This is a genomic window from Cyanobacteria bacterium FACHB-DQ100, from assembly GCA_014695195.1.
Lineage (GTDB): Bacteria > Cyanobacteriota > Cyanobacteriia > Leptolyngbyales > Leptolyngbyaceae > Leptolyngbya.
Map to the genome: position 1 here is coordinate 1,140,866 of JACJNW010000028.1, position 23,163 is coordinate 1,164,028.

The following is a 23,163-nucleotide window of genomic DNA, read 5'->3' on the forward strand; positions in this document are numbered from 1 at the left end:
AAGCCATGCTGTGGATGAATCAAGTCTTTAAGCAAATTCGCGATCGCGTCACGCTGCCGCAATGGGCATCCTGGCAAACGCTCTTATTCTTAAGCATTTTTAGCGTAATTGTTGCGGCACTCACCACATCGCCGCCGCCGCAAATCGCTCAACGGATTATTTCATCTTTTGGTTGGATATTCCTAATTCTCAGCGTGTGGTGGTTTGTCTACGAACCGCCTGTGAAAAAGAAATTGACTTTTTATAATTTCTTTATCGGTCCTTGGATTGTTGGGGCGATCGTATGTGTATATTTGTTCGGCACGATCGAAGGTGGAAGGATTCCAACTCAAACTTCATGGATCAGTTGGCCCCCGATTTCATCGCTTATCTGGTCAGCTCCCAAATTCATCAAGTCTGACTCCAAAACCAAAAGCCCCGTTTACACCAATCCCAGCAAGGCACATCGTCAAGACATCATTTTGGTGATATTAGCCAATCTCATTATTAGCTGCTGGTTTCAGTTCTCCTTTCAAATTCAAAATTGGATTGCAAATAATCCCTCGCTGCAAGGCGAAGATTTCTCGCGCAGTGGGTTTGTTTGGCAACCGCAGCGCTTCGATCGAGATACGGCGCTCTCTCGTGGAGCCGATGTGCTTAACATTGCCGCCCAATCTGTCCGCACTGAACTCGAAGGCAAACCCTGGGGACAGGTCGAACGCTGGCTTACCAACCTCGATCAGCAAGTGCCGCGCTTGAGGCAGCAGGTCAAGGAGCAACTGCCGCGATCGTCACAGCCAGATTTATGGATGCTCAATGCTGAAGTCACTTCGGCAGCGTATGACTTAAAGCTTCAAGCCCTCTGGCGCAGACCCAACTCTCGTCAGGCAGGATCTGAACTAACGCGCACTTGTCGCATTACTCCGGTACGGCGAGAAAGACCCACACCAGAGTTTAGATTCGATGACTCGGCTCCGCCAGCTCCGGCTCCGGCTCGCGTGCAAGAAGTAGGAACTGTGCAATGTGGTTCGATCACGCCGCCTAAGCAAATTCAGCCGACCAGATCGTAATTCTTCGGGCAAAATGGGGAATTCGAAAGGTGAGTTTCTTGTGCAGGAGAATTGGCTATGAGTCAGGCGGTGCAGACCGTGGGCGGTACGGTCATGCGAATTCAGGCGATCGCGGCAAATGTGTTTCGAGAAGTGATTCGCGATCGTGTTCTCTATCTGATTGGGCTTTATGGAGCGGGCTTGTTGTTAGCGGGTCGCCTTTTACCCGAAGTGGCGGCGGCAACCGAAGCGAAAATTCTGCTTGATTTGGCGCTGGCAGCGATGCCCGTTTTCGGATTGATTGTGGCAATTTTTATTGGCACAGGATTAGTCAACAAAGAAATTGAAAAACGCACCGTTTTTGTCCTAATCGCAAAGCCTGTGAGCCGTGCTGAGTTCATCATTGGCAAGCATTTGGGGTTATCGGCAGTTTTGGCAGTGTTGATTACAGCTATGACCGTGAGCGCGATCGCGATTCTATCTGCATTCAAGGCTCCGTTTCCTTTGGCAAATCTTCTCTTGTCCTCTATTTTTCTATGGCTGCAATTGTCTCTAGTCAGCGCGATCGCGCTGCTGTTTAGTGTGTTTGCTAGCGCTCTGCTGGCGATGATGCTGACGTTTGGCATTTACCTGATCGGACAACTGAGCCAAGACCTGGTGCAATTCGGCAGATTGACCAAAAATCCTGCGATCGAAACTGCGACCCAAGGATTGTATCTTGTGCTTCCGGATCTAGCGCGGTTGGATTTGAAAAATCAAGCAGTCTACAACTTAATTCCCGCTGCCCCCACTTTATTCGCAAGCGTGTTGTATGCCCTGCTTTACATCACCTTGACTTTGGCGATCGCGTCGCTGATTTTTTCACGGCGGGAATTCTAAGCTTCATACTTGCCTGCAACTTCTTAAGGCTTTGATTAAGCTCACAGTCTTATCAAGCTGAGGGCTAGGTAGATCTCGGTAGGATGATCAGTAATTCCACAGAGACTCTACTTCAACCTCCGTAATGTCTAAATGATTCGAGAAAGCTGCATGACTTTGCAACTGCACCAGACCAGTCGGGAGGAATCGACCAGCGCCGCTTTGCGTCAATTCTTTACGCAGCCGGATTCCTGCATCGCGAATCCTCTTGCGGCTGCGTATTGGGTCGAACGCTTTCTCAATGATGTGAATGCTCGCCTGTTCGAGTGCCTGAACAATGCGCCCACCGAAGCAAAGCTCTGGCAAACCCTAGCCGACGAATTAGCCCAAATCCTAAACGGTGAACTCGTCGCGATCGCCCTTCCGACTGAAACTGGCGCACTTAAAATTCAGCATCTCGCCGCCTCAATGATGTCGCCTGATCGCCCCGGTTGTATGGCTCGTTTTGAGATCGAATTAGGTCAAGAATTAACGCTCTTAGATCTACAGTCCTTGTCTCCCCTCAAGGGACAAAGCACCTGGGAACTGTGCGATCGTACAATCACTTACGGATGGTTGATCACTGTTTCTCCTACGTCACCCCTGCCGATCGATACGGCTCTGATGCAGCTCCGGCATCAATGTATCAGTCGAGCGATCGCGCAAACCATTCAGCTCATTCACCACGCTAAAACTACGCAGGGACTGCTTCAGAAATGCCAAATGCTGGCAACCGACAATCGGGAACTCACGCAAATTAGCAAACTCAAGAGCGAATTTCTGGCGAATACGAGCCACGAGATCCGCACGCCTCTAAGCTCAATCCTTGGCTTTACGCACTTGCTGCGAGAGCAAGGTTACACCCCCTCTAATCTGCGGCATCAGGAATACCTCAAAATCATTCTCAGCAGTGGTCAGCACTTGCTGGCTCTGATCAACGACATCCTCGATTTGTCTAAAATCGAGGCAAATCAATTCACCTTGCAGCCAGAACCGATCGAGGTCAGTGAAGTCTGCAAACTAGCGCTGAAACTGGTGCAAGAAAAAGCCAGTGATAAAGGGTTACTCCTTAAGCTGGCGATTGCGCCCGGAGTCACTGCGATCGTCGCTGATCCACTACGCCTCAAGCAGATGTTGTTTAACCTGCTTTCAAACGCGCTGAAATTTACCGATCGCGGCTCTGTGGGGCTAGAAGTCAAAGCTGTCGCAGACTTGATCGAATTCACAGTCTGGGACACCGGAACCGGGATTTCTTCTGAGCAGCAGCAGATCCTCTTTCGTCCCTATATTCAACTGCGAAATGCACCGCCGGGTGAAGGTACAGGATTGGGGCTGGCGCTCACTCGTCGGCTGGCTGAACTGCACGGCGGCTGGATACGAGTCGAATCGGAACCTAATCGCGGCTCACGCTTTACGATCGCGCTTCCCCGTACTGTCCCTGATACCGTTGCCCCCCGTGCAAACGGCCCCTGTACGCCTCCCCCGGCTGCTTCCTGCTCCGGCTCTATTCTTCTCGTCGAAGACCACGCGATTAATGCTCGATTAATTCTTACCTACCTCGGTAAACTCGGATACACCGTCACTTGGGCAAAAAGCAGTGAAGAAATGTGGCAAGCGCTGCAACAATCAGTTCCCACTCTGATTTTGATGGATATTCACCTTCCTGATGTCGATGGTTTAACGCTCACCCAACAACTACGATCGATGACTCCCTATCAATCCATCCCCATCGTCGTGCAAACCGCAATGGCGATGAAAGGCGATCGCGAAAAATGCCTCGCAGCAGGTGCAACCGACTATGTGACAAAACCGATCGATCTCACCGCACTGGCACAAACCGTGGCAAAGTACAGTCAAAAACGTTGAAACTCCGGATTCCTTTATATACTGATGAAGCTAAACACCTGTTTTACTTTTTGAGCTATGCAAGATGTCCCCGCCTGGTTATCTTCAATCGTCTGGACAGATTACCGATTGGCAGTCTTGTTTACTGTCATCTTGCCGCTGGTGTTGCTGATTTGGGCAGTCGTCCAGCGTTCAGAAGCGATTCAAAAATTGATGTTGATCTACTGGCGCGTCTCCAGTTTACTGGCGATCACCGTGTATTTGTTAATCGGAGTTTTGCCGATCGGCTTTGTCTCCGGCTGGCTGGCGCGGATCTTAATTCCGCTGGGTCTGTGGTACTGGGTGGACTTGAACGAAGAAATCCGCGATTCGCCGCCGAGTGCCTTGAAGCTTTCGGTTGTGTCTTGGCGTTGGGCAGTATCGCTGTACTGCGTTTTGGGAGCGATCGGACAGATTCCCGTCTTGCGCTGTGCCACGCTTGCCAGTCAACAGATTCTAAATGATGGTGCTTGTCGAGTTTGGCTTGATCCACCTTTCCTGTTCCGCGAATATTTTCATGGGGGAGTCAGACCGTTTGTGCTCGGATTTTTTGGCATCCTCGGACTGGTGATTTACGTGCTGTATCTCGGCTATTTTGTTTTCTTCCGGTTAGGCAAGCGCAAGCGGACGGCGATCGAGAATTAAGTTTACCTGTTCTTTTTTGGGGTTCATGAAACATTCCATTGGGCATCGTTTAGAGCAATACACGATTAAGTGTCCGAATGAGGTCTTGTTGTTGTCGATCGAAATTGAGGGTCAGCCGGATCAAGTTGCGATATTTAAGGGATTTTCTAGTTCGCTAATGAATCCGACTTCGTTTGATCCAGATGTCCCGGTTTTACCGGATTCTGCGGTGATTCAATCGATCGATCGGCTAGAAAGTCCCTATAACCCAAACGCGCCGCGCTATGTGGAACAGGGACTAAGCTGGGACGCATTTCAGCGATTGCTGGATGCAGTGGGAATCTAACTAAGCGGCTAAAGAAGAACTAGCGCTGAAGTTAGAGTGACAGGGGTGCGATCGAATAACGTCAATTGTGTGAGGATGTGAACAACTTATGGTGTCATTGCCAACCAAGGCTGAGTTGCTTAGCCGTCTTTCGTCTCGTCCCCAGATTCATCATTGGGATGCGCTGCCGCTCCCAGAGTCTGCACTGTTTGGAACCGATGGTATTCGAGGAAAAGCAGGAGAGTTATTAACTGCGCCGCTCGCCATGCAGGTTGGCTACTGGGCAGGGCAAGTGTTGGGATCGGGCAATCATGCGCCTGTGATCATCGGTCAGGATTCGCGCAATTCGAGCAATATGCTAGCAATGGCGCTTTCTGCTGGATTGACTGCTGCTGGAATTGAGGTGTGGGACTTGGGTTTGTGTCCGACTCCGGTGGTGGCACATTTGACGCATCACAGTGAAGCGATCGGCGGTGTGATGATCTCTGCCAGCCACAATCCGCCCGAAGATAACGGCATTAAATTCTTCAATTCGGATGGCTCGAAGCTGGCGCTAGAACTTCAGCAGCAAATCGAAGCTGGATTGCGGGGTGAAGGCAAAATTGCGACGATTTCCCAGCAGTGGGGACAGCATTTTCATCGTCCAGAGTTGATTAATCATTACATTGACGCGATTCAAACGCCTTTAGTCACAGAATCTGAGCAACCGCTAGCAGGATTGCGCGTTGTCTTAGATTTAGCGTGGGGTGCAGCAACGCGATCGGCAACCGAAGTGTTTCGCGCTTTAGGGGCGGAAGTGATTGCCCTGCATGAAATTCCAGATGGCGATCGCATTAATGTAAACTGCGGTTCTACTCATTTAAATCTGCTGAAAGCGGCGGTGATCGAACAGTCTGCGGATGTCGGATTTGCCTTTGATGGCGATGCCGATCGAGTGTTAGCAGTCGATGCTCAAGGCCGCACGGTGGATGGAGATTACATTCTCTACTTATGGGGACAGCAGCTTTTATCAGCGGGTCAACTTCCAGGGGCGACGATCGTCGCAACCGTAATGTCAAATCTTGGGTTTGAACGTGCCTGGGAAAAGTTGGGCGGACGCTTAATCCGGGCGGCTGTGGGCGATCAGTATGTTCATGCCGAAATGGTGAAATGCGGTGCGGCTCTGGGCGGCGAGCAATCTGGACATATTCTTTGTCCGCAGCATAGCGTCAGTGGCGATGGATTATTAACCGCACTGCATTTAGCGAATTTGATTGTACAATCAGGCGTTTCGCTCTCGCAATTGGTCGATCGCAGTTTCAAAACCTATCCGCAACTGCTGCGGAATGTACGAGTTGAAGATCGAGCCTTACGCATGAACTGGAATAAGAATCAGGCGGTACAGAACGCGATCGCGCAGGCTGAGGCGGCAATGGGCAACCAAGGGCGAGTTCTGGTACGCGCATCGGGGACTGAACCTGTGATTCGGGTGATGGTCGAAGCTGAAAATGCAGAACTCGCAACCTACTGGACAGAGCAACTGGTTTCGACCGTGCAGCGGCATTTAACCGTGGAGAAGCATCTGAGCTAGGTGATAGGCGCGATCGCAGCCGTAAGTTCGTAGCCGTAAGTGATGTCAATGCTCGATCGCTTACGGCTTGCGAGAGCGGGATTAAAACATTTGCCAATCCGGAGATTTGAGTTGCTTCAATTGCTCAACTCGTTTGCGAAAAAACTGTTCATCTAAACGGCTGTAATTGTGGCGAAGTGCATAAGTTAAGCAAATCGACCACATCCAAATATGGGCAGTTTGTGTAAATGCAGAAATCGCTTCAAGCTCAAACGCTTTGAGCGGGGACACCGATTGGTATCCTTGCAGAAAAGCCTCTCTGACTCGCCGACTGATGCCCGTACTCAACGCAACTTGACGAAACTTGCCAAGCTCAAACGCTCTCCAACCAAAGCCGCATTGATCAAAATCAAATAGAGTCGGCTGATCCGCCTCATTAAAGTGCGTGTTGCCACTATGCGGATCGCCCCAGCAAATTCCCCAGTAAGGTGCCGATCGCGGAAAGTTTTTCAGTGCAAACTTAATCTGCTCGATCGCCGCTTCGATATAAGCCTGATCCTCAAGCTGCAAAAAAGGCGAAATCTCACTCCAAGAATCGTTGAGCAAATAATCGAGCGTCAAGGGCTTACGATCGAATGTACAGTCAAACTCCAGCCCCGCTTGGTGTACTTTTGCCAGCGTCTCACCCAATCTTGTGGCTTGCCGAATACTCAGATCACCAATCGGGACACCTCCGGGCGCATACGTAAACAGAGCCGCATAGCGATCGCCCTCCGGCGCAGAAATGACGATCGACAGTTTGCCCGCTTCCGTCTTTAAAGGATATGCCACAGGCAAGCCGCGCTGATGTAGAAAATTTAGCAGTGCTAACTCAAAATCGATATCGGCTTGAGAACGCCAGTCCCAGTGTGAAATTCTTAGGACATAGGCAGCGCGATCGGTTTCGATCAGATAGACATCGCTCAATCCCCGACACCAAAACTGACAGTTTCTCACCGTTCCAAGGTCGTAGCACGATAAAATCCTTGCCACGATCGCCCTTGGATCGATCGTAGAATACAGGACAGGAAACAGATCGGCGGTGAGAGATCGCATTGATACAAGGAGCGGCAGCGCTTTTGTTATCCTCCATACTGCGCTAGAACTCCACCCACAATGGTCAAGTTTGATACGAAATGCAGTTAATTTCGGGCGATTAACGCTGCTGCAACCATGACGAGATGATCGGGTTCGACAGGTTTTGCCACATGTCGCGCAAATCCCGCTGCGATCGCCTGCTGTTGAGCCATTTCTCCGGCAAAGGCACTCAGCGCGATCGCTGGAACTCTTTGTTCTGGCTTGAGGCTTCTGAGCAATTGATAGCCATCCATCTCTGGCATTCCGACATCGCTGATCAAGAGATCGGTCTGATGATGAGCCAGAATCTTCAGCGCTCCGATCGCGCAGTCCGCCCGCTGAACGCTTGCCCCTGCCGATTCAAGCACATACGCGACAAAATCCCGCGAATCCAATTCATCATCCACGACTAAGATCCGGATTCCTTCGAGGCAAGGTCTAGGCTCTGGCGGGTCAAGGTTTGACTGCAACGCTGCGATCGCGTTACTTAACGGGAGCGTCACGGTAAAGACGGCACCTTGATTTTCACCCCCACTTTCGGCGCGGATGGTGCCACCATGGAGCTCGACAATCTGACGCACGATCGCTAAACCCAAGCCTAGCCCCCCGAACTTGCGCGTGGTCGCGCTGTCAGCCTGACGAAACCGATCGAAGACATACGGTAAAAACTCAGCATCAATTCCCTTGCCGGTGTCGATGACTTGAATTTGCGCCGATCGATCAAACTGCGTTAAGCGCACTTCAACCCGACCCCCTTCCGGTGTAAACTTCACCGAATTCGAGAGCAAATTACACACAACTTGCTGTAACCGTGCCGCATCTCCTAGCACGATCGCAGAAGCTTCGATGCGCGTTTGAATTTGAATCCTTTTCGCATTGGCAGCAAGCCGAATCGTTTCGATCGCCGTAGTCATTACTCTAGATAAGTTTACCGATCGCACATCCAGCATTAACTTACCTTGCAAAATTCGCGAAATGTCCAGCAAATCCTCGATCAATTGGGTCAGTTGTACCGCATTGCGCTCGATCGTTGCCAAGGCTTTATCCTGGCTTTCGAGGCTGACTTTGCTCGATCGTAGGAGTTTCGTCCAGCCCAAAATGGGACTGAGTGGCGTTCTCAGCTCATGCGATAAAACCGCGAGAAATTCATCTTTCATCCGGTTGGCGGCTTCGGCTTGCTCTCTCGCAGCCCGTTCAGCTTCTGACACTCGTATTCGATTGAGTTCTGTCGCAATTCGCAGCGCAAAAATGGTTAATAGCGACTCTGCAAGCTGTACATTTTCTAGCGGCTTGCTGTGCATAATCCCCAATAGTCCCAAAGGGTTTTCTCTTGAGTCAAAGAAAGGCACAGCGATATAGCCTTCGATGTTCAAGGGTGCAAGCAGTGGCGCATCGGGAAACAGCGCTTGCACCCGACGCGGGTAAGAGCAAAGCTTGCGATTTGCGATCGCCTTCTTGCAAGGCGTGTCATCGATTAGATAGTCGAAGTTATCGACATTTTGACCATGAGCGCAAACTGCGATCGTTTGCACGGTCTGTTGCGCGGGTTCAGCTAAGCGCCCGATGTAGACATAATCGACCGATAAAGCCTTAGCTAAGTGTAGAACCAACGCATCAAAAAACGCTTGTCCGGTGACGGCTGAAACGCCCTGCGTTACTTCCAATAATGCTGCATCGGTTTGAGCAATTTTTCGGGCGGCAAGTCTTAGCTCTAGCTCATCCATCACCATCGCGGCTAAATCAACGAGCGTTTCTCGCTGCTCAGCACCCAAGTCATCGTGCGGCTGGCTATCTAATAAACAGAGTGTTCCTAAGTTGTAGCCATCTTGGGTGATCAGGGGTGCGCCTGCATAAAAGCGTAAACCCGGTTCTGCCATCGCAAACGGATTACAAGCGAAGCGATCGTCCTTGCGCGTATCGGGAATCACTAAAATTCCGTTATAAAGTACGGCAACGTTGCAGATCGCGTCGTTGCGCGGAACTTCTGGAAGATTAAACCCCTGACACGACTTAAACCAAGCGCGATTTTCATCTACTAAAGAAACAATCGCGATCGGGACATTGAACAATCGAGCTGCGAGTTTGGTGATGCGATCGAAAGCCTCCTCGGCAGGTGTATCCAGAATGTTGTATCGCAGCAGTGCTTCTATCCGCTCTGCGTCGTTTTCAGGTCGTAAGGATTCTGGAGAAGTCTCTTGAATCAAAGCGTCGGCCATAAGAATTGAACAAGAACCGTGAGTTCGGGAACAGTGGGTCAAACGATCGCTAGAATTTCTATCTTAGTATCAGAGATTTTTTGCTTGTATACAGATGTTTCTCAACCTACAACGTTCTTTTGTTCGTGGGACTCTAGCTAAGGGAGGGATCTCTACCAGTACACTGAGAGGAGAACATTCAAGGAATAGTTTCGTGATTCGAGTTGGACTGGTCGGAACCGGATATGCCGCGAAGCTGAGAGCAGAAGCGGTGAATCAAGACGATCGAGCAAAATTAGTTGGTGTAGCAGGACATCAACCTGATAAAACGGCGGAATTTGGGCATACGCACCAAACCCAAGCGTTTAATGCTTGGCAAGAATTGATTCAAGCGGTTGATTTAGTCATCATCTGCGGCGTGAACTCAGAGCATAGTGAGATCGCAGAATCTGCGCTCGAATCCGGTCGTCATGTCGTGGTCGAATATCCGTTGGCGATCGATCTTGAATCTGCAACGCGAGTAATTGAACTCGCTCATGCTCGAAATCGCTTACTGCATGTCGAACATATCGAGATTTTGGGCGGAGTGCATCAAGCCTTTTTGCGATCGCTTTCTCAAGTTGGTACGCCGTTTTATGCTCGGTATGCGACCGCAACGCCGCAACATCCTGCACCTCCGAAATGGACATACACGCGATCGCTGTTCGGTTTTCCATTGGTGGGTGCCTTATCGCGACTGCACCGATTGATTCATGCGTTTGGGCAAGTTGAATCGGTGAGCTGTCAGAATCGCTATTGGAATTTGAACGCCGATCGTTACACAGGTTGTCTCTGTAAGGCGCAACTGCAATTTAAGAGTGGGGTGATTGCAGATGTGGTGTACGGCAAGGGTGAAACACTTTGGACACCGGAGCGCAAGTTAGAAGTTCAGGGCGATCGTGGTGCATTAATCTTTGATGGTGATGAAGGTGCATTCGTGAATTCGGAAGGGGTGAGCGCGATCGAGGTCGGTGCGAGACGGGGATTGTTTACCAAGGATACGAGCGCTGTTTTAGATCATTTACTGAACGGAGCGCCGTTATATGTTCAACCCGAAGAGAGCTTATATACATTGAAAGTTGCGATCGCTGCTCAACGATCGGCAGAACAGGGACAAACGATCGCGATCGAATAATTACTCAGGTTGGAATTCAATGATCGCAGCGATCTCGCTACAAATTTTTTGCGTTTGTTCTTCAAAGAGTTGTTCAATGCACCGGATAAATCGTTGAGCATCAACTTCTTCATAATTCTCATTCTTGCGTCTGGTGCTGAATCCCTTAGAATAAATATTTGGCTTGCGATTCTTCATCCTGTCGTGATTCTCAGACTCAACTCTCAGCATCTTGTGAGCATTCGTGTTCATGCCGAGCGCACCTATCCAGACGAGTGCTGCGGCTTGCTGTTGGGCAAGAGTGACCCCACTGGGAAAACCGTCATGGAAGTGAAAGCAACGGAGAATCGATGGAGTGACGACGAGAGCGGTCTGACCAGAAAGCGTCAATATGAAATTGCACCAGAAGAAATGCTGGCAGCGATGAAAGAAGCTCGATCGCAAGGTCTCGATATTATTGGGATCTATCACTCACATCCGGATCAGCCAGCAGTGCCTTCAGAATGCGATCGTGCAGCGGCATGGTCGGCTTATAGTTATGCGATCGTGTCAGTGTCTGAAGGCAAATCGGTTGACCTTCGCTGCTGGAGCCTCGACGATCAACAGGTTTTCCAACCGGAAGAACTCTTGATCACCTGAAGGAACTTCCCTAATTCGAGCGAACACGTACCTGTGTAGCAAAGCTATCGAATTGATTTTGTCAACTTGTTCAGCGACGCACCATGCTAAACCCAAATCTGGATGAAATCCAGTTAACCAATGATGATTACGCCCGATATTCCAGGCATATTATTTTGCCGGAAGTCGGGCTGGATGGACAGAAAAAACTCAAAGCGGCAAGCGTTCTCTGTGTGGGAACAGGCGGACTGGGATCACCGCTATTGTTGTATTTAGCAGCAGCCGGGATCGGACGGATTGGAATTGTCGATTTTGATGTGGTCGATAGTTCTAACCTGCATCGCCAAATTATTCACGGGACATCGTGGGTGGGTAAGCCCAAGATCGAATCGGCAAAACAGCGAATTCTTGAGATTAATCCAACCTGTCAAGTGGATTTGTATGAGACGCGATTGAGTTCTGAGAATGCGCTGCAAATTGCGGAACCCTATGACTTGGTGATCGACGGAACCGATAATTTCCCAACGCGATATCTCGTGAATGATGTTTGCGTGCTGTTGAATAAGCCGAATGTGTACGGCTCGATTTTCCGGTTTGAGGGACAAGCGACGGTCTTTAACTACGAGGGCGGGCCAAATTACCGCGATCTTTATCCAGAACCCCCGCCACCCGGATTGGTGCCTTCTTGTGCTGAGGGCGGTGTTTTAGGCGTGTTGTGCGGCATTATCGGAACGATTCAGGCGACTGAAGCGGTGAAAATCATTCTCGGACAAGGCAACACGCTCAGTGGGCGACTGTTGTTGTACAACGCGCTAGAGATGAAGTTCCGGGAGCTTAAACTGCGTCCGAATCCGGTGCGCCCTGTGATTGAGAAGTTAGTGGATTACGAGGAATTCTGCGGAATTCCGCAAGCAAAAGCGGCTGAAGAACAGGCAAAAGCAAGTATGCAAGAAATTACGGTGCAGGAATTGAAGCAACTGATCGACAGTGGCGCGATCGGTCAAGAATACGTCTTGCTCGATGTCCGCAATCCCAATGAGTACGATATTGCTCAGATCCCCGGTTCTGTCTTGATTCCATTACCAGATATCGAGAACGGAAATGGCGTTGAGAAAGTGAAAGAACTGCTCAACGGACACAAGTTGATTGCTCACTGCAAAATGGGAGGTCGATCGGCAAAAGCGATCGGTATTCTCAAATCGGCTGGGATTGATGGGATCAACGTGAAAGGCGGAATTACTGCCTGGAGTCGCGAAGTCGATCCCTCTGTACCGGAATATTAAACGGCTTGAAAATGCAGTTGGGGCAATTTACAGCAATTGCCCCAATTTTTTGTGTTATCCAAACGCCAGCCTTGCTGCCCAAAATCCACCCAAAACAACCAACGCGAGCCAATCAAACCGCTTCAAAATCAACTGGTGCCATTCCACTCGATGCTGATTCGGACTGGTAAACCCACGAACCTTCATCGCACTCGCAATCTGCTCTGCTCTCAGCAATAGATTTTGCAACAATCGCTCTGCAACCGATAAACACACCTGAATCGTGCGGCGAAATCCTAACTTCTTCCAATTGATAGCACGAGTGCGAATCGATCGAATCAAATTCTGAAATTCCTCCAACACCAGCGGAATGAATCGCAATGACAACGTTAATGTCAATGCAACTTCAGTCACCGGAACATTAAACCGACGCAACGGACGCATCAAATCTTCCAATCCTGCGGTGACTTCTTCTGGAGCAGTTGTAAGCAAAAATAAGTTCGTACTGTAGATCAGCGTAAACAATAAAGTACCAACCCGGATCGCCAGATCCAACGATCGCCGAGTCACTCGAATCGGCCCACGCTGAAAGATCACATACTGATAGTCTGTCGGTTGTCTCAACTCTGGGCGCTTTAACTGATTGGCAAGTTGGGTTTGCTCTTTGGGCGCTGCTTGAAATGGATTGAACCAAGACTGCGGCGGTGCGGGTTTTGGAACCGTGTTCGGTTGCTGCACAAATGCCAGTTCATTTTCAGGCAGTCGAGGACGCGGCTCAACACTCAAACCATCAGGCGCGATTGCAACCAGCGAAAACACATAGACCGCCAGCAATAACAGCCAGCCCATCTGCTGCCGCCAGACTCGGAGCGGAATCCGAGACGCTAGAGTTAGTACAATCAACACACCCACGAGCAGCAACCGCCATTCTGCACTCGCCAGTAAGGGAGTTGCTAGAAAACTCATCAACCACGCCAGCTTTACCCGTGGATCGAGCCGGTGCATCCAGGTGATCGGCTGTTCGAGATACAACCCTAACGGCAGCGATCGCAGTAAATCCATACGCTAAACCTTCGTTGCTCGATTCGCTGTGTTCCGCTCGACTTCCCGTACTTTCTTGCCCCGCCAAAGTAATCGGAGCGGCGTACCCTGGAAGCCTAAAGATTCACGGAATTTACGATCGATATAACGGCGGTAGTTGTCGTTAAACAGATGGGGATCATTGACGAATAGCGCGATCGTCGGAGGTGCACTGCTTACCTGAGTTCCGTAGTAGATCTTGCCCTGTCGTCCTTGTCTTGTGGTCGGTGGCGTGTGCCAAGACAGCGCATCTTCTAGCACTTCATTGATTACAGCCGTTGAAACTCGGCGCTTGTGTTGTTCGGCGGCACGATCGACGAGTTCAAAAATCTTTTCGACGCGCTGACCCGTTTTGGCACTGATAAAAATGCTTTCTGCCCACTCGACAAAATGCAAGCGATCGCGGATTTGACGCTCATATTCATAAATGGTGTGCGCGTCTTTTTCGACTGCATCCCATTTGTTAATAATCACCACACAGCCGCGCCCTTCATCGTCAATTCGTCCGGCTAACTTTTGGTCTTGCTCGGTTACGCCGTCTAGGGCATCGATAACAAGGAGCACCACATCAGAACGATCGATCGCTTTAAACGCTCGATTGATTCCAAAAAATTCGGGGCCGTACTCTACGTTCTTTTTCTTACGAATCCCGGCAGTATCAATCAAGCGATAGGTTTTATCGTTGCGCTCAACTACCATGTCGATCGCGTCTCTCGTCGTTCCTGAGATGGGACTGACGATCGAGCGATTTTCGCCGACAAACGCATTAAGTAAGCTCGACTTACCCACATTCGGGCGACCTGCGATCGCGACTTTAGTTTCAGGATTTTCTTCGATTTCAAGGGTGGTGGGTAAGTGTTCGACAACCTGATCGAGTAAGTCCCCTGTACCGCTTCCGTGAATGCTGGAAACCGGATACGGCTCACCCAGCCCTAATTCCCAGAATTCTGCGGCTTGGATAATGCCTTGATCTACCGATTCACACTTATTGACCGCCAGCACAACCGGAACAGGCTGCTGACGCAGCCATTGAGCAATTTCCTCGTCGGCTTGAGTTAATCCCGCCTGTCCATCCACAACAAAAATCGCCGAGGACGATTCTGACAAAGCCGCCATTGCTTGTTCTCGAATCAGGGGTAAAAATTCGGTGTCATCATCAAACACCAGTCCGCCCGTATCAACAACTTGGAATTCTCGATCGCGCCAAAACGCTCGTTTGTAGGTGCGATCGCGGGTCACACCGGGTTCATCGAACACGATGGCATCCTGCACCTGAGCAAGACGGTTCACAAGCGTAGACTTGCCCACATTCGGGCGACCAATAATGGCAACGATCGGCAATGACATATTTTTGAGAGACAGGGATTGACTTAAGCCAGCACATCATTGTAACGCAATCTCTCCTTAGTCAGCTTGCGTCAAGATTTCGTAGCCTGTGGAGGTTACGGCGATCGTATGTTCACATTGGGCGGAGAGTTTGCGATCTTTTGTTAAGGCTGTCCATTGGTCGGGCATGACTTCGACTTCCCAGGTGCCTTCGTTGATCATCGGTTCGATCGTAAATACCATTCCAGGACGCAACTTTTTCCCGGTACCGCGTTTGCCATAGTGCGGAATTTGGGGAGCCGTGTGGAAAATATGGCTAATTCCATGCCCCACAAAGTCTTGCACGACTGAAAAGCCTTGAGATTCGGCGTATTCTTGAATCGCTGCGCCAATATCCCCAATTCTTGCACCGGGTTTTACCGCATCCATGCCTAGCTGTCGGCATTTGTCAGTCACTTCGACCAAACGCTTTGCTAACGGTGATGGTTCTCCGACGAAATACATTTTTGAGGTGTCGCCATGATAGCCATCGACGATCAGCGTCACATCAATATTGATAATGTCTCCATTTTTCAGCACTTGCTTGGCGTTGGGAATGCCGTGACATACGACCTCATTAACGCTAGTGCAGATGGACTTGGGGAAGCCGTTGTAGCCAAGAGGAGCACTTTTGGCTCCGTGGGCTTGTGTCCAGCGTTCGGCTTCGTCGTTGAGTTCTAATGTAGAGACACCGGGTTTGACGAAGGACTCTAAGTGATTCAATAGCTGCGCTGCAAGCTTTCCGGCTCGGCGCATTTTTTCGATTTCGCGACTCGAAAGGAGGGTGATAACTTCTTGTTCCATACCAACATTTTAGCGAGAACTGTTCTGAGCTTTGAGCTAGAGCGATTCGATTTTAAACGGTTTTCTATTGAACTGAACGATCGCCATTGATCCAGTGCAGCAAATCGGGTGTGAGGTCTTGCCGCGATCGCGTTTGAGAGTTTATACAAACATGGCGGGTGAGCGCTTTTGCTATCGTTTGCTCCTGAAACAAACGGTAAGAAATTTCAAATTCACTCGGTTTTAATAAGTTTGGAGTGAGCGCGATCGTAATTTCATCGCCACAAAACATCGGCTTAAAAAAATCGACTTCAGCGTGAACAATTGGAACCGCAATGGTTTGACCCGAAAAAAACGATCGCAGATTAATTCCACTTGCGGTCAAAGAGGCTTCATACGCTTCGTGGCAGAAGTTCAAAACGTTTGCAAAATACACCACTCCTGCTGCATCGGTGTCGGAAAAGCGAATCGATCGAGAATAAGTAAATTGCATCAGGAAATCATCAGTTCAGCTTTAAGAAAGTCGATAAATTGACGGGCAGTTCTGCCCGATCGTCCATTATGCCGAGTTGCCCACTGCAACGATCTGAATTCTAGATCTTCAGTGCTCAATTCAATCTGAGCTTGGCTTGCTAAATGATGAACAATTTTCAGATAAGTGGTTTGATCCGCAGGCTCAAACGTCAGGGTTAAACCGAAGCGATCGCTAAACGATAGCTTCTCCTGCACCGTATCCCAATGATGCACTTCGTCGGCATCTTTTGGACGGGGACGATCGTCAAAGAATTCTCGAATTAGGTGCCGTCGATTTGAAGTGGCGTAAACTACCACGTTTTGAGGTCGAGCGGTGAGATTCCCTTCTAATACCACTTTCAGTGCTTTATAAGCATCGTCATCTTCTTCAAAAGATAAATCATCCACGAAAATGACAAATTTCTGGGAGAGATCCCGCAAGCGTTCTACGATCGTCGGTAACGCTTTCAATTCGGATTTTGGCACTTCGATCAGGCGGAGATTCTCATAGTTACCGAGCAGCGATTTCACGAGCGACGATTTTCCTGAACCACGACTGCCATATAGCAAAATGTGCAGCGCAGGCAATCCAGCCAGCAGAAATTCGGTGTTTCGCAGCAAAGTATCGCGCTGAGTTTCATAACCGACTAAGGCATCGACTTGAATTGGATCGGGATTAGCGATCGCATTCAATTGCCCATCTTGCCAACGAAATGCACGGTACTCAGCAAAAACTCCTGTCCCAAAGCGGCGATAAAACTCGATTAATTCTGGAAGCGCGTTCGACCAATCTTGTAGCGATTCAAGCTGTTTCTGAATTTGTCTAATTTGCGTTTGTCTTAAGCTGCTTTCTGTATCAGGAATGTAATCAACCCAAGGTGCAGTCTTGTGTTTCATTAATTGATAAAACTGCTGACTACCGCATTCATAAAACCGTTGCAGAATTCTTAAATCGTGCTTTGCTGCTTCCATCAGTTCTTTGAGAATTTCGCCGCGACGAAGCTGGTATGTCAGCGGATTTTCTGAAGCTAAAATCCGATTCAGCAAATAGTCGCGCCATCCTTGGTTCCGTTTTGCCAATTCTGAAAACCATTCACTGTAGCTCGCCGCTGCAATCTCTGGACGATCGAGCGCGCTCAAAGCGGTGCGAAATGCTAATAACACCGGATCATCTAACAAATCCCGGTAGATTAACAGCGACAGACATTTCTCAGGTAACGATCGTACTTTTACCATTCAACTACATCCCCAACACAGTCGTTAAAAATTTCGGCGCAGGTAACACCAATAGAATCAAAATCACCAACGCCATCAACCCCACCGCATTGCGAAAACCATCGACTTCAATCACATCATTCAGCGTCGGTTCATTCAACGCAGGCAGCAAAAACAATAACACTGTCCACAGCAACAAATGTGGATATACAATCGCAAACCCTAATAGCAAGAATCGAGAAATGCGTCCGATCCTGGCTCCGACCCGTCGCCCAAACACAGCATGAATCATCCGTCCGCCATCTAACTGACCGATCGGCATTAAATTAAACGCAGTAAACAATATCCCAACCCAACCCGCGATCGCCACCGGATGCAGCCGCAGTGCTGCATAGGGAGTTAAATCACGCCCGATCGCCAACTTGCTAAACACCGCAAGCACGATCGAAACTCTCGGATCAAGCGCTTGGAACTGAAAGAGTCCGCCCTGACTCGGTAGCGGCACAACCCCCGACTGCACCAATCCCCAAGCGAATAACGGAATACTCACGCTCAACCCCAAAAACGCACCCACCAGCCCAATGTCAAACAGCGCCTTACGATGTGGAATTGGAGACTTTAACTGCGTAAATGCCCCGATCGTTCCCAGGGGAAAAAACGGCAGTGGAATAATCGGAATAAAATACGGCAGCGTAATTGCAATGTGAAATTTACGAGCGGTGACAAATTGCCCAATACTTCGTGCTGCAAAAAAGATCAAAACCGGAATCGAATAAGGCAATCCATTTTCTAAAAGCGCCGCGATCGTCGGAACCCGTCCCACAATTTGCAGCCCCGCCCACGTGGTTGTAAATACCGTCAAAAGCATCAGCGCGATCGCAAATCCAGGACGAATCAGCGGACTCGAATTCTTTGACTCAACGCTTGCCGCTGGATTAATCACCAGTTCAAAAAACGGCTCTCCCGGATAATACTCCTGAAAAATCACATGAAAGCGATCTCCGAACTGTGCCTCAACATTCTGCCGCACCGTTTGATAAGCGACTTCCGGTGAGGTACGTAACTGCCCCCGACAAACCACGCCCTGCGGATGATATTCCAAGTGCCGTAGATAAAACACCGACCAAGGAAAGCACGTTTGTAAACTGGTTTCTTCGGCGGGATTGAGCGGACGCAAGCTTGCTAGATTCGGCGGTTGTAGCTCAGATGCAGGCTTGGGAGGTGCAGAGGGCGCAGTATCCAGCGCTGCCCAGCGCTGATCCTGCCCGGATCGCGCAATTCGCCCCCGCTGAATCAGATACAAATACAGCACCAAACAGCCCGCAAACAGCACGATCGTATATGGCATCGGCATCGCTTGCCCCCGAAACGCGATCGTCCACACCACCATGACAAACACAGGCAGCATCGCCACCAACCACAGTGCCCAAACCGGTGTGCGCGTCAGGCTGGCAACCCATTGGGTAATAAACAGGTAAGTGAGCAATCCGAGAAGCAAAAGCCAAATCATGACCAAAGGATGAGACAGGGGGCATAGATGGAAATCACGCGATCTGGCACAATCAACGATGGCAGACTTGCCATATTCTTTAGTTTGACCGATCGAGAAGCTTGTGCCACCAGAATCTCCGATTCCTTTAACGCCACAGTCCCGCACTCCGAAACAGCCGCGTCTAGTGTTTTCAGCGGAAACTTTTCCAGAATCTAGCGTCACGCCAGTTTTCGCGTTTCCGCCGAATCGGGATACGCTCGGTGGTACCGCGTACCTCATTGTAAGAAAAGATGGAAATTTATTGATCGATTGTCCGGCTTGGGATGAAAACACGCGATCGTTTCTCGATGCTCAGGGCGGAGTTAGCAAATTAGTCATCACGCATCGCGGCGGGATGGGAAAGGTGCGTGAGATCCAAGAAGTGTTTGGCTGTGAGGTGATTGTGCAGGAGCAAGAGGCGTATTTGCTGCCCAATATGGCGGTGAGTTCGTTTCGAGAGAGCTTGTCGCTCGCTTCGCTTGCTCACGGGGATATGTCGGAGATGCAAGTGATCTGGACTCCGGGACATTCTCCAGGATCAGCTTGTGTGTATTACGCTGCCTTGGGTGGGATTTTATTCTCCGGTCGCCATTTGCTCCCGAATGCGCAAGGCGATCCCGTTCCGCTCAGAACGGCGAAAACATTTCACTGGAACCGCCAGATTCGTCATGTCCGGAAGCTTTTAGAAATGTTCAATTCAGAGACATTGCACTTTATTTGTCCCGGTGCGAGTTCTGGGCTGCTGCGGGGGAAGTTTGCGATCGAGCAAGCTTACTCCAGATTGGCAAAACTCGATCTTGAAGCCTGTCTGATTCAGGCTGCAACCTTTTGAATCGTTTTTACAGAAGGCTTAAGCACGATTTTCGATTTCGCGATCGTAGCAATTAATCGCGTTGCTACTCAATGAAGACCCTCATCCCCTCGCCCCTTCTCCCCAAGGAAGAAGGGGAACTGGACTTCTGGCTTCCTCTCCCACAGGAGAGGGGTGGGGGCGGATCAGGGGTCTTATGTTTAGGCTTATCCACTGAAATAGTTGAAGCGGATGTCAATCCTGCAAAGTATGACCAAGCTTCTGCAAGACTATTCTGCAAGACTAGGTGGATGTAATGTTCTGGCGATCGCTCCTCGTCACTACCACGACACAAGGCTTGGGTACAGCGTTTGCTTTTTTATCGGGGAAGTTAGAACCGATCGGAACTTGGCGCGATTGGGTGAAGTCTTTGCCGTCTGTCGTTTTCATGGCAAATTTGCGGGTTTCGGACTTCATATTTTGACGAATGCCGTTGCTTTCTCCGGGGTGCTGAACAGCGAGAAAGAGGGATTGACGATCGCGGCTCAAAAACGGGCCAGTTAATTCAGCTTCCATCGGAGCCATTGCAAACAGATAAGCATTGCCAGCATTTGCGCCCGATGTGGGCACAAACCATAAGCTATTGTTGCCGAACAGTCCGCGTAAGTTGGATTGGCTGGTTGGGACTCCATTTTTATCAATCCGCCTTGGAACCGCTTTGTTTAACTTGTCTGAAGACATATCGGTAACAATCCAAATATGACCATCCGGATCAATCAGTAAGTTATCAGGATTTGAGAAGCCTGCACCACCCGCAGTCGGTTCGCCGCCCATTGCTAACATTGTCCACCGGAAAGACAGTGCAGCAGGGTCATTGTTGTCTTCAATTAAGTGCATGACAAACCCGTGTTCATAAGGGGTTTCGCCTTTCGGGCCTTTAAACACACGCTTATCTGCACCACCATCTCGACTATCTGACGATCCAGAAGTAAAAGAAATGTACAGAGAGCCATCTGGAGCAATCTCGGTGTCTTCGGGTCGAGCCGTACAGGTGGCACCACACGCATTTGCAGCATAGTGAGCATCGATCAAAATAGCACCTTGTTTTTCTGTCGGATTGCCTTCATAGAGATCGCCTAGCGTTTTGAATCGCCGCTTGTACTGGTCGATCGCACCTCTACTGCGAATACTAATAAATCCACCTTCTGGGCGTTTTGGGAGATTGATCATACCTCCAACGATCGTGGCTGGATCTTCAGGATTAACCGCAGTATCAGGTTTAAGTGCAATCCAGCGTCCTGTACCATCTTCGTTGAACTTCGCAGCATAAAGCATTCCATCGGCTAATAAGCGGGAATTTGCTTTATCTTTCGGATCATTCACTGAATCACGACTGACAAACTTATAGATATGTCCACTGCGTCGATCGCACCCGGAATAAAACGCTAAGGGTTTTCCCGCCTCAACTCTCACCCCGACTGCCTCATGGCGATAGCGACCGAGCCAAGTATGCTTAGTTCCATAGTCGTTCGGGTTAGCTGGATCAACTTCAACAATCCAGCCGTATTTGTTACCAGACAATCCAAAAACATTACCTTGTCCAGAAACATCCTCATCGTTAATCCTGAACGTCACGCGATCGGGCGGAAACGATGTGCCATCAGCATAAACTGGCTCAGGAACTTGAATGTGAATGTTTTCTTCCGCACTCAAAACAGTTCCCCACGGCGTTGTACCGCCCGCACAGTTACCAAATGTCCCGATGATCCGATCGCCCAGTTTATCAATGTACCCTGTTCCCGTTTTCTTCTGAAACACAGCTTTTGCTGCGCCAGTACAGCTAAGGTAACGTTTATCTTCTAAGCCTGAGATTCCGGTGATGCGTCGATCGACGTTTGAGAAGGTTCGCTCCCACTTGCCGTCTGGAGTCTTACGAATCGAAATGACACCCATGCCCTGATCAATCAACGCTTCTTTGCAAATAGTTGCAATCTGAGCTTTGAGCGCACTTTTTTCGGGTAGAGCAAGGGCGTTGAGTGCTTTTTTCTTTTTGAGTTCTTGCTCAACTGCGGCGATCGGGAGCGCTTTGCCCAACACTTTTGAGTAAGATTGCAACCACGGAATCGCGCTAATGTACTCAAAGTTAATTGTCAAAAAGCCTTCATTCGGAGCTGTCTCGACAAAGGATAAGTAATCATTGTTGTAGCCAAACCGGGAATCACCAATTCGATCGCCCCAAGCCCCAATCACCTGATAAGAGAATCCTTCTGGAATAACCAAATCATCCACAATCTCAAACGCAGTCACAGCTTTAACATTAGTTAGCAGTGACATCGGACTTTGAATTGGCTTAAAGCTGAGATTCGTCAAAGTCCCGCTTGTTTCTGTCGATTGAAACGGCATCGAAAACTTTTGACTATTTTTCACCAAGCTACCGATCGCAGTTGTGCCAGCCGCAGCACCCAGAAGTAGAAGAAGATTCCGACGTTTCATCGGCATAGAGGGATGTCCCCAGTAGGTTTTCGCCTCAGTCTTAGCAGAAAACTTAGTCATTCAGGGTTAAGGCTGGGTAAAAGATAGCTCGTCTTACCCACTAGACTCTAACCCACTAGAAAAGGTAGCAGACTCTTCAGAAACTAAAATTAGTAGTAGACAAGAGACATCAAAGACAGCGAATCGCACTACAATCGAAGTAAATGCGCTTCAAATTAAGGAATCTACAGTGCCTCCTATTCTTAACGACTCCCTCAAAGCTGAACTAGAGCAAACCCGCGACCGTTTACTGAACGAGCAAGACGAAATTGTTCAAGCGGTTAGTAAGCAAGCTGAGGCAGAAATCGATCGCTTGCTCGGTTATATTAACTCACTTTTAGGAGACAGCCAGTCCAGCGCTTCACGGAGCAGTCAGACCGTACCGGCATCCCAGCCCGAAGCGTCGAACTCCAAACCTAAAGCAACATCTGCTAAATCTGATCAATCAGCCTTCGACGCAACAGCACTCAAGGCAAAGTTCAAAGGAGCCAAACCAATGGACGCGATCGTGCAGGTTCTTGCAGATGAGAAGCATCCGCTGTCGATCGACGATCTCATTAATCAGCTTTATGATGCGTTTGATCAAGCTGATATCTCAAAAGCAAGAAGAAGTGTTGCAATCACCACTAAACACGCAGAGCGGCGCGGTTTAGTTCGGAAGATCCAAGACAATCCGCCGCAATTTCAAGCGCCCTAAATGAGT

Annotated in this window: 20 protein-coding genes; 11 read left to right on the forward strand and 9 right to left on the reverse strand. The window is 49.4% G+C overall.

The annotated features are described in order from the left end of the window. The first annotated feature begins 5 nt into the window (after window positions 1-5). The 6 genes from H6F51_16505 (at window position 6) to H6F51_16530 (ending at window position 6,328) form a co-directional block, all read left to right on the forward strand. The gene (locus H6F51_16505) at window positions 6-1,049 is read left to right on the forward strand and encodes a DUF5357 family protein (GenBank protein MBD1824084.1); all 1,044 of its coding nucleotides are present in this window, start codon (window positions 6-8) and stop codon (window positions 1,047-1,049) included. Window positions 1,050-1,106: 57 nt separating this feature from the next. Further along, window positions 1,107-1,907 carry an ABC transporter permease subunit gene (locus H6F51_16510; protein ID MBD1824085.1) on the forward strand — a complete coding sequence of 267 codons (801 nt, stop codon included), beginning with the start codon at window positions 1,107-1,109 and terminating at the stop codon, window positions 1,905-1,907. Between the two features lie 150 nt (window positions 1,908-2,057). Continuing rightward, a complete protein-coding gene (locus tag H6F51_16515; GenBank protein ID MBD1824086.1) occupies window positions 2,058-3,791 on the forward strand; it encodes a response regulator in 1,734 nt (577 codons plus the stop codon). 57 nt (window positions 3,792-3,848) lie between these two features. Beyond that, window positions 3,849-4,454, forward strand: a complete 606-nt coding sequence (locus tag H6F51_16520; protein ID MBD1824087.1) for a DUF3177 family protein — start codon at window positions 3,849-3,851, stop codon at window positions 4,452-4,454. 25 nt (window positions 4,455-4,479) lie between these two features. After that, window positions 4,480-4,779, forward strand: a complete 300-nt coding sequence (locus H6F51_16525; GenBank protein MBD1824088.1) for a hypothetical protein — start codon at window positions 4,480-4,482, stop codon at window positions 4,777-4,779. 88 nt (window positions 4,780-4,867) lie between these two features. Beyond that, window positions 4,868-6,328: a phosphoglucosamine mutase gene (locus H6F51_16530; protein MBD1824089.1), complete on the forward strand. Its 1,461-nt coding sequence runs from the start codon at window positions 4,868-4,870 to the stop codon at window positions 6,326-6,328. A gap of 81 nt (window positions 6,329-6,409) precedes the next feature. On the opposite strand, the gene H6F51_16535 is transcribed toward H6F51_16530, so the two are convergent. Both H6F51_16535 and H6F51_16540 read right to left on the reverse strand, forming a co-directional pair. Beyond that, the gene (locus tag H6F51_16535) at window positions 6,410-7,402 is read right to left on the reverse strand and encodes a phosphotransferase (GenBank protein MBD1824090.1); all 993 of its coding nucleotides are present in this window, start codon (window positions 7,400-7,402) and stop codon (window positions 6,410-6,412) included. Between the two features lie 86 nt (window positions 7,403-7,488). Beyond that, a complete protein-coding gene (locus H6F51_16540; GenBank protein MBD1824091.1) occupies window positions 7,489-9,639 on the reverse strand; it encodes a response regulator in 2,151 nt (716 codons plus the stop codon). A 94-nt stretch (window positions 9,640-9,733) separates the two neighbouring features. Here H6F51_16540 and H6F51_16545 point away from each other — a divergent pair, with 94 nt between their 5' ends. From H6F51_16545 to moeB, 3 genes are all read left to right on the forward strand, one after another. After that, window positions 9,734-10,792, forward strand: coding sequence for a Gfo/Idh/MocA family oxidoreductase (locus tag H6F51_16545; protein MBD1824092.1), 1,059 nt, complete (start codon window positions 9,734-9,736; stop codon window positions 10,790-10,792). 183 nt (window positions 10,793-10,975) lie between these two features. After that, the gene (locus H6F51_16550) at window positions 10,976-11,410 is read left to right on the forward strand and encodes a M67 family metallopeptidase (protein ID MBD1824093.1); all 435 of its coding nucleotides are present in this window, start codon (window positions 10,976-10,978) and stop codon (window positions 11,408-11,410) included. An 83-nt stretch (window positions 11,411-11,493) separates the two neighbouring features. Further along, complete coding sequence (gene moeB, locus H6F51_16555; GenBank protein ID MBD1824094.1) at window positions 11,494-12,672, forward strand: molybdopterin-synthase adenylyltransferase MoeB; 1,179 nt, start codon at window positions 11,494-11,496, stop codon at window positions 12,670-12,672. A gap of 54 nt (window positions 12,673-12,726) precedes the next feature. Here moeB and H6F51_16560 read toward each other — a convergent pair whose 3' ends face one another. The 6 genes from H6F51_16560 to H6F51_16585 form a co-directional block, all read right to left on the reverse strand. After that, complete coding sequence (locus H6F51_16560) at window positions 12,727-13,713, reverse strand: energy-coupling factor transporter transmembrane protein EcfT (GenBank protein MBD1824095.1); 987 nt, start codon at window positions 13,711-13,713, stop codon at window positions 12,727-12,729. Window positions 13,714-13,716: 3 nt separating this feature from the next. Continuing rightward, a complete protein-coding gene (gene der, locus H6F51_16565; GenBank protein ID MBD1824096.1) occupies window positions 13,717-15,078 on the reverse strand; it encodes a ribosome biogenesis GTPase Der in 1,362 nt (453 codons plus the stop codon). Between the two features lie 57 nt (window positions 15,079-15,135). Continuing rightward, a complete protein-coding gene (gene map / locus H6F51_16570) occupies window positions 15,136-15,900 on the reverse strand; it encodes a type I methionyl aminopeptidase (protein MBD1824097.1) in 765 nt (254 codons plus the stop codon). A gap of 64 nt (window positions 15,901-15,964) precedes the next feature. After that, the gene (locus tag H6F51_16575) at window positions 15,965-16,372 is read right to left on the reverse strand and encodes an acyl-CoA thioesterase (GenBank protein MBD1824098.1); all 408 of its coding nucleotides are present in this window, start codon (window positions 16,370-16,372) and stop codon (window positions 15,965-15,967) included. Beyond that, entirely contained in the window at window positions 16,372-17,628 is a 1,257-nt protein-coding gene (locus H6F51_16580) for an ATP-binding protein (protein ID MBD1824099.1), read from the reverse strand. The genes H6F51_16575 and H6F51_16580 overlap by 1 nt, the downstream gene beginning before the upstream one ends. A 4-nt stretch (window positions 17,629-17,632) precedes the next feature. Beyond that, window positions 17,633-19,117 (reverse strand): site-2 protease family protein, encoded by a 1,485-nt coding sequence (locus H6F51_16585; GenBank protein MBD1824100.1) that lies wholly within the window; start codon window positions 19,115-19,117, stop codon window positions 17,633-17,635. A gap of 103 nt (window positions 19,118-19,220) precedes the next feature. On the opposite strand from H6F51_16585, the gene H6F51_16590 reads away from it, so the two are divergent. Then, window positions 19,221-19,970 (forward strand): MBL fold metallo-hydrolase, encoded by a 750-nt coding sequence (locus H6F51_16590; protein ID MBD1824101.1) that lies wholly within the window; start codon window positions 19,221-19,223, stop codon window positions 19,968-19,970. A 261-nt stretch (window positions 19,971-20,231) separates the two neighbouring features. On the opposite strand, the gene H6F51_16595 is transcribed toward H6F51_16590, so the two are convergent. Beyond that, window positions 20,232-22,427 (reverse strand): DUF839 domain-containing protein, encoded by a 2,196-nt coding sequence (locus tag H6F51_16595; GenBank protein ID MBD1824102.1) that lies wholly within the window; start codon window positions 22,425-22,427, stop codon window positions 20,232-20,234. 223 nt (window positions 22,428-22,650) lie between these two features. On the opposite strand from H6F51_16595, the gene H6F51_16600 reads away from it, so the two are divergent. Then, the gene (locus H6F51_16600; protein MBD1824103.1) at window positions 22,651-23,157 is read left to right on the forward strand and encodes a hypothetical protein; all 507 of its coding nucleotides are present in this window, start codon (window positions 22,651-22,653) and stop codon (window positions 23,155-23,157) included. The last annotated feature ends 6 nt before the right edge of the window (window positions 23,158-23,163 follow it).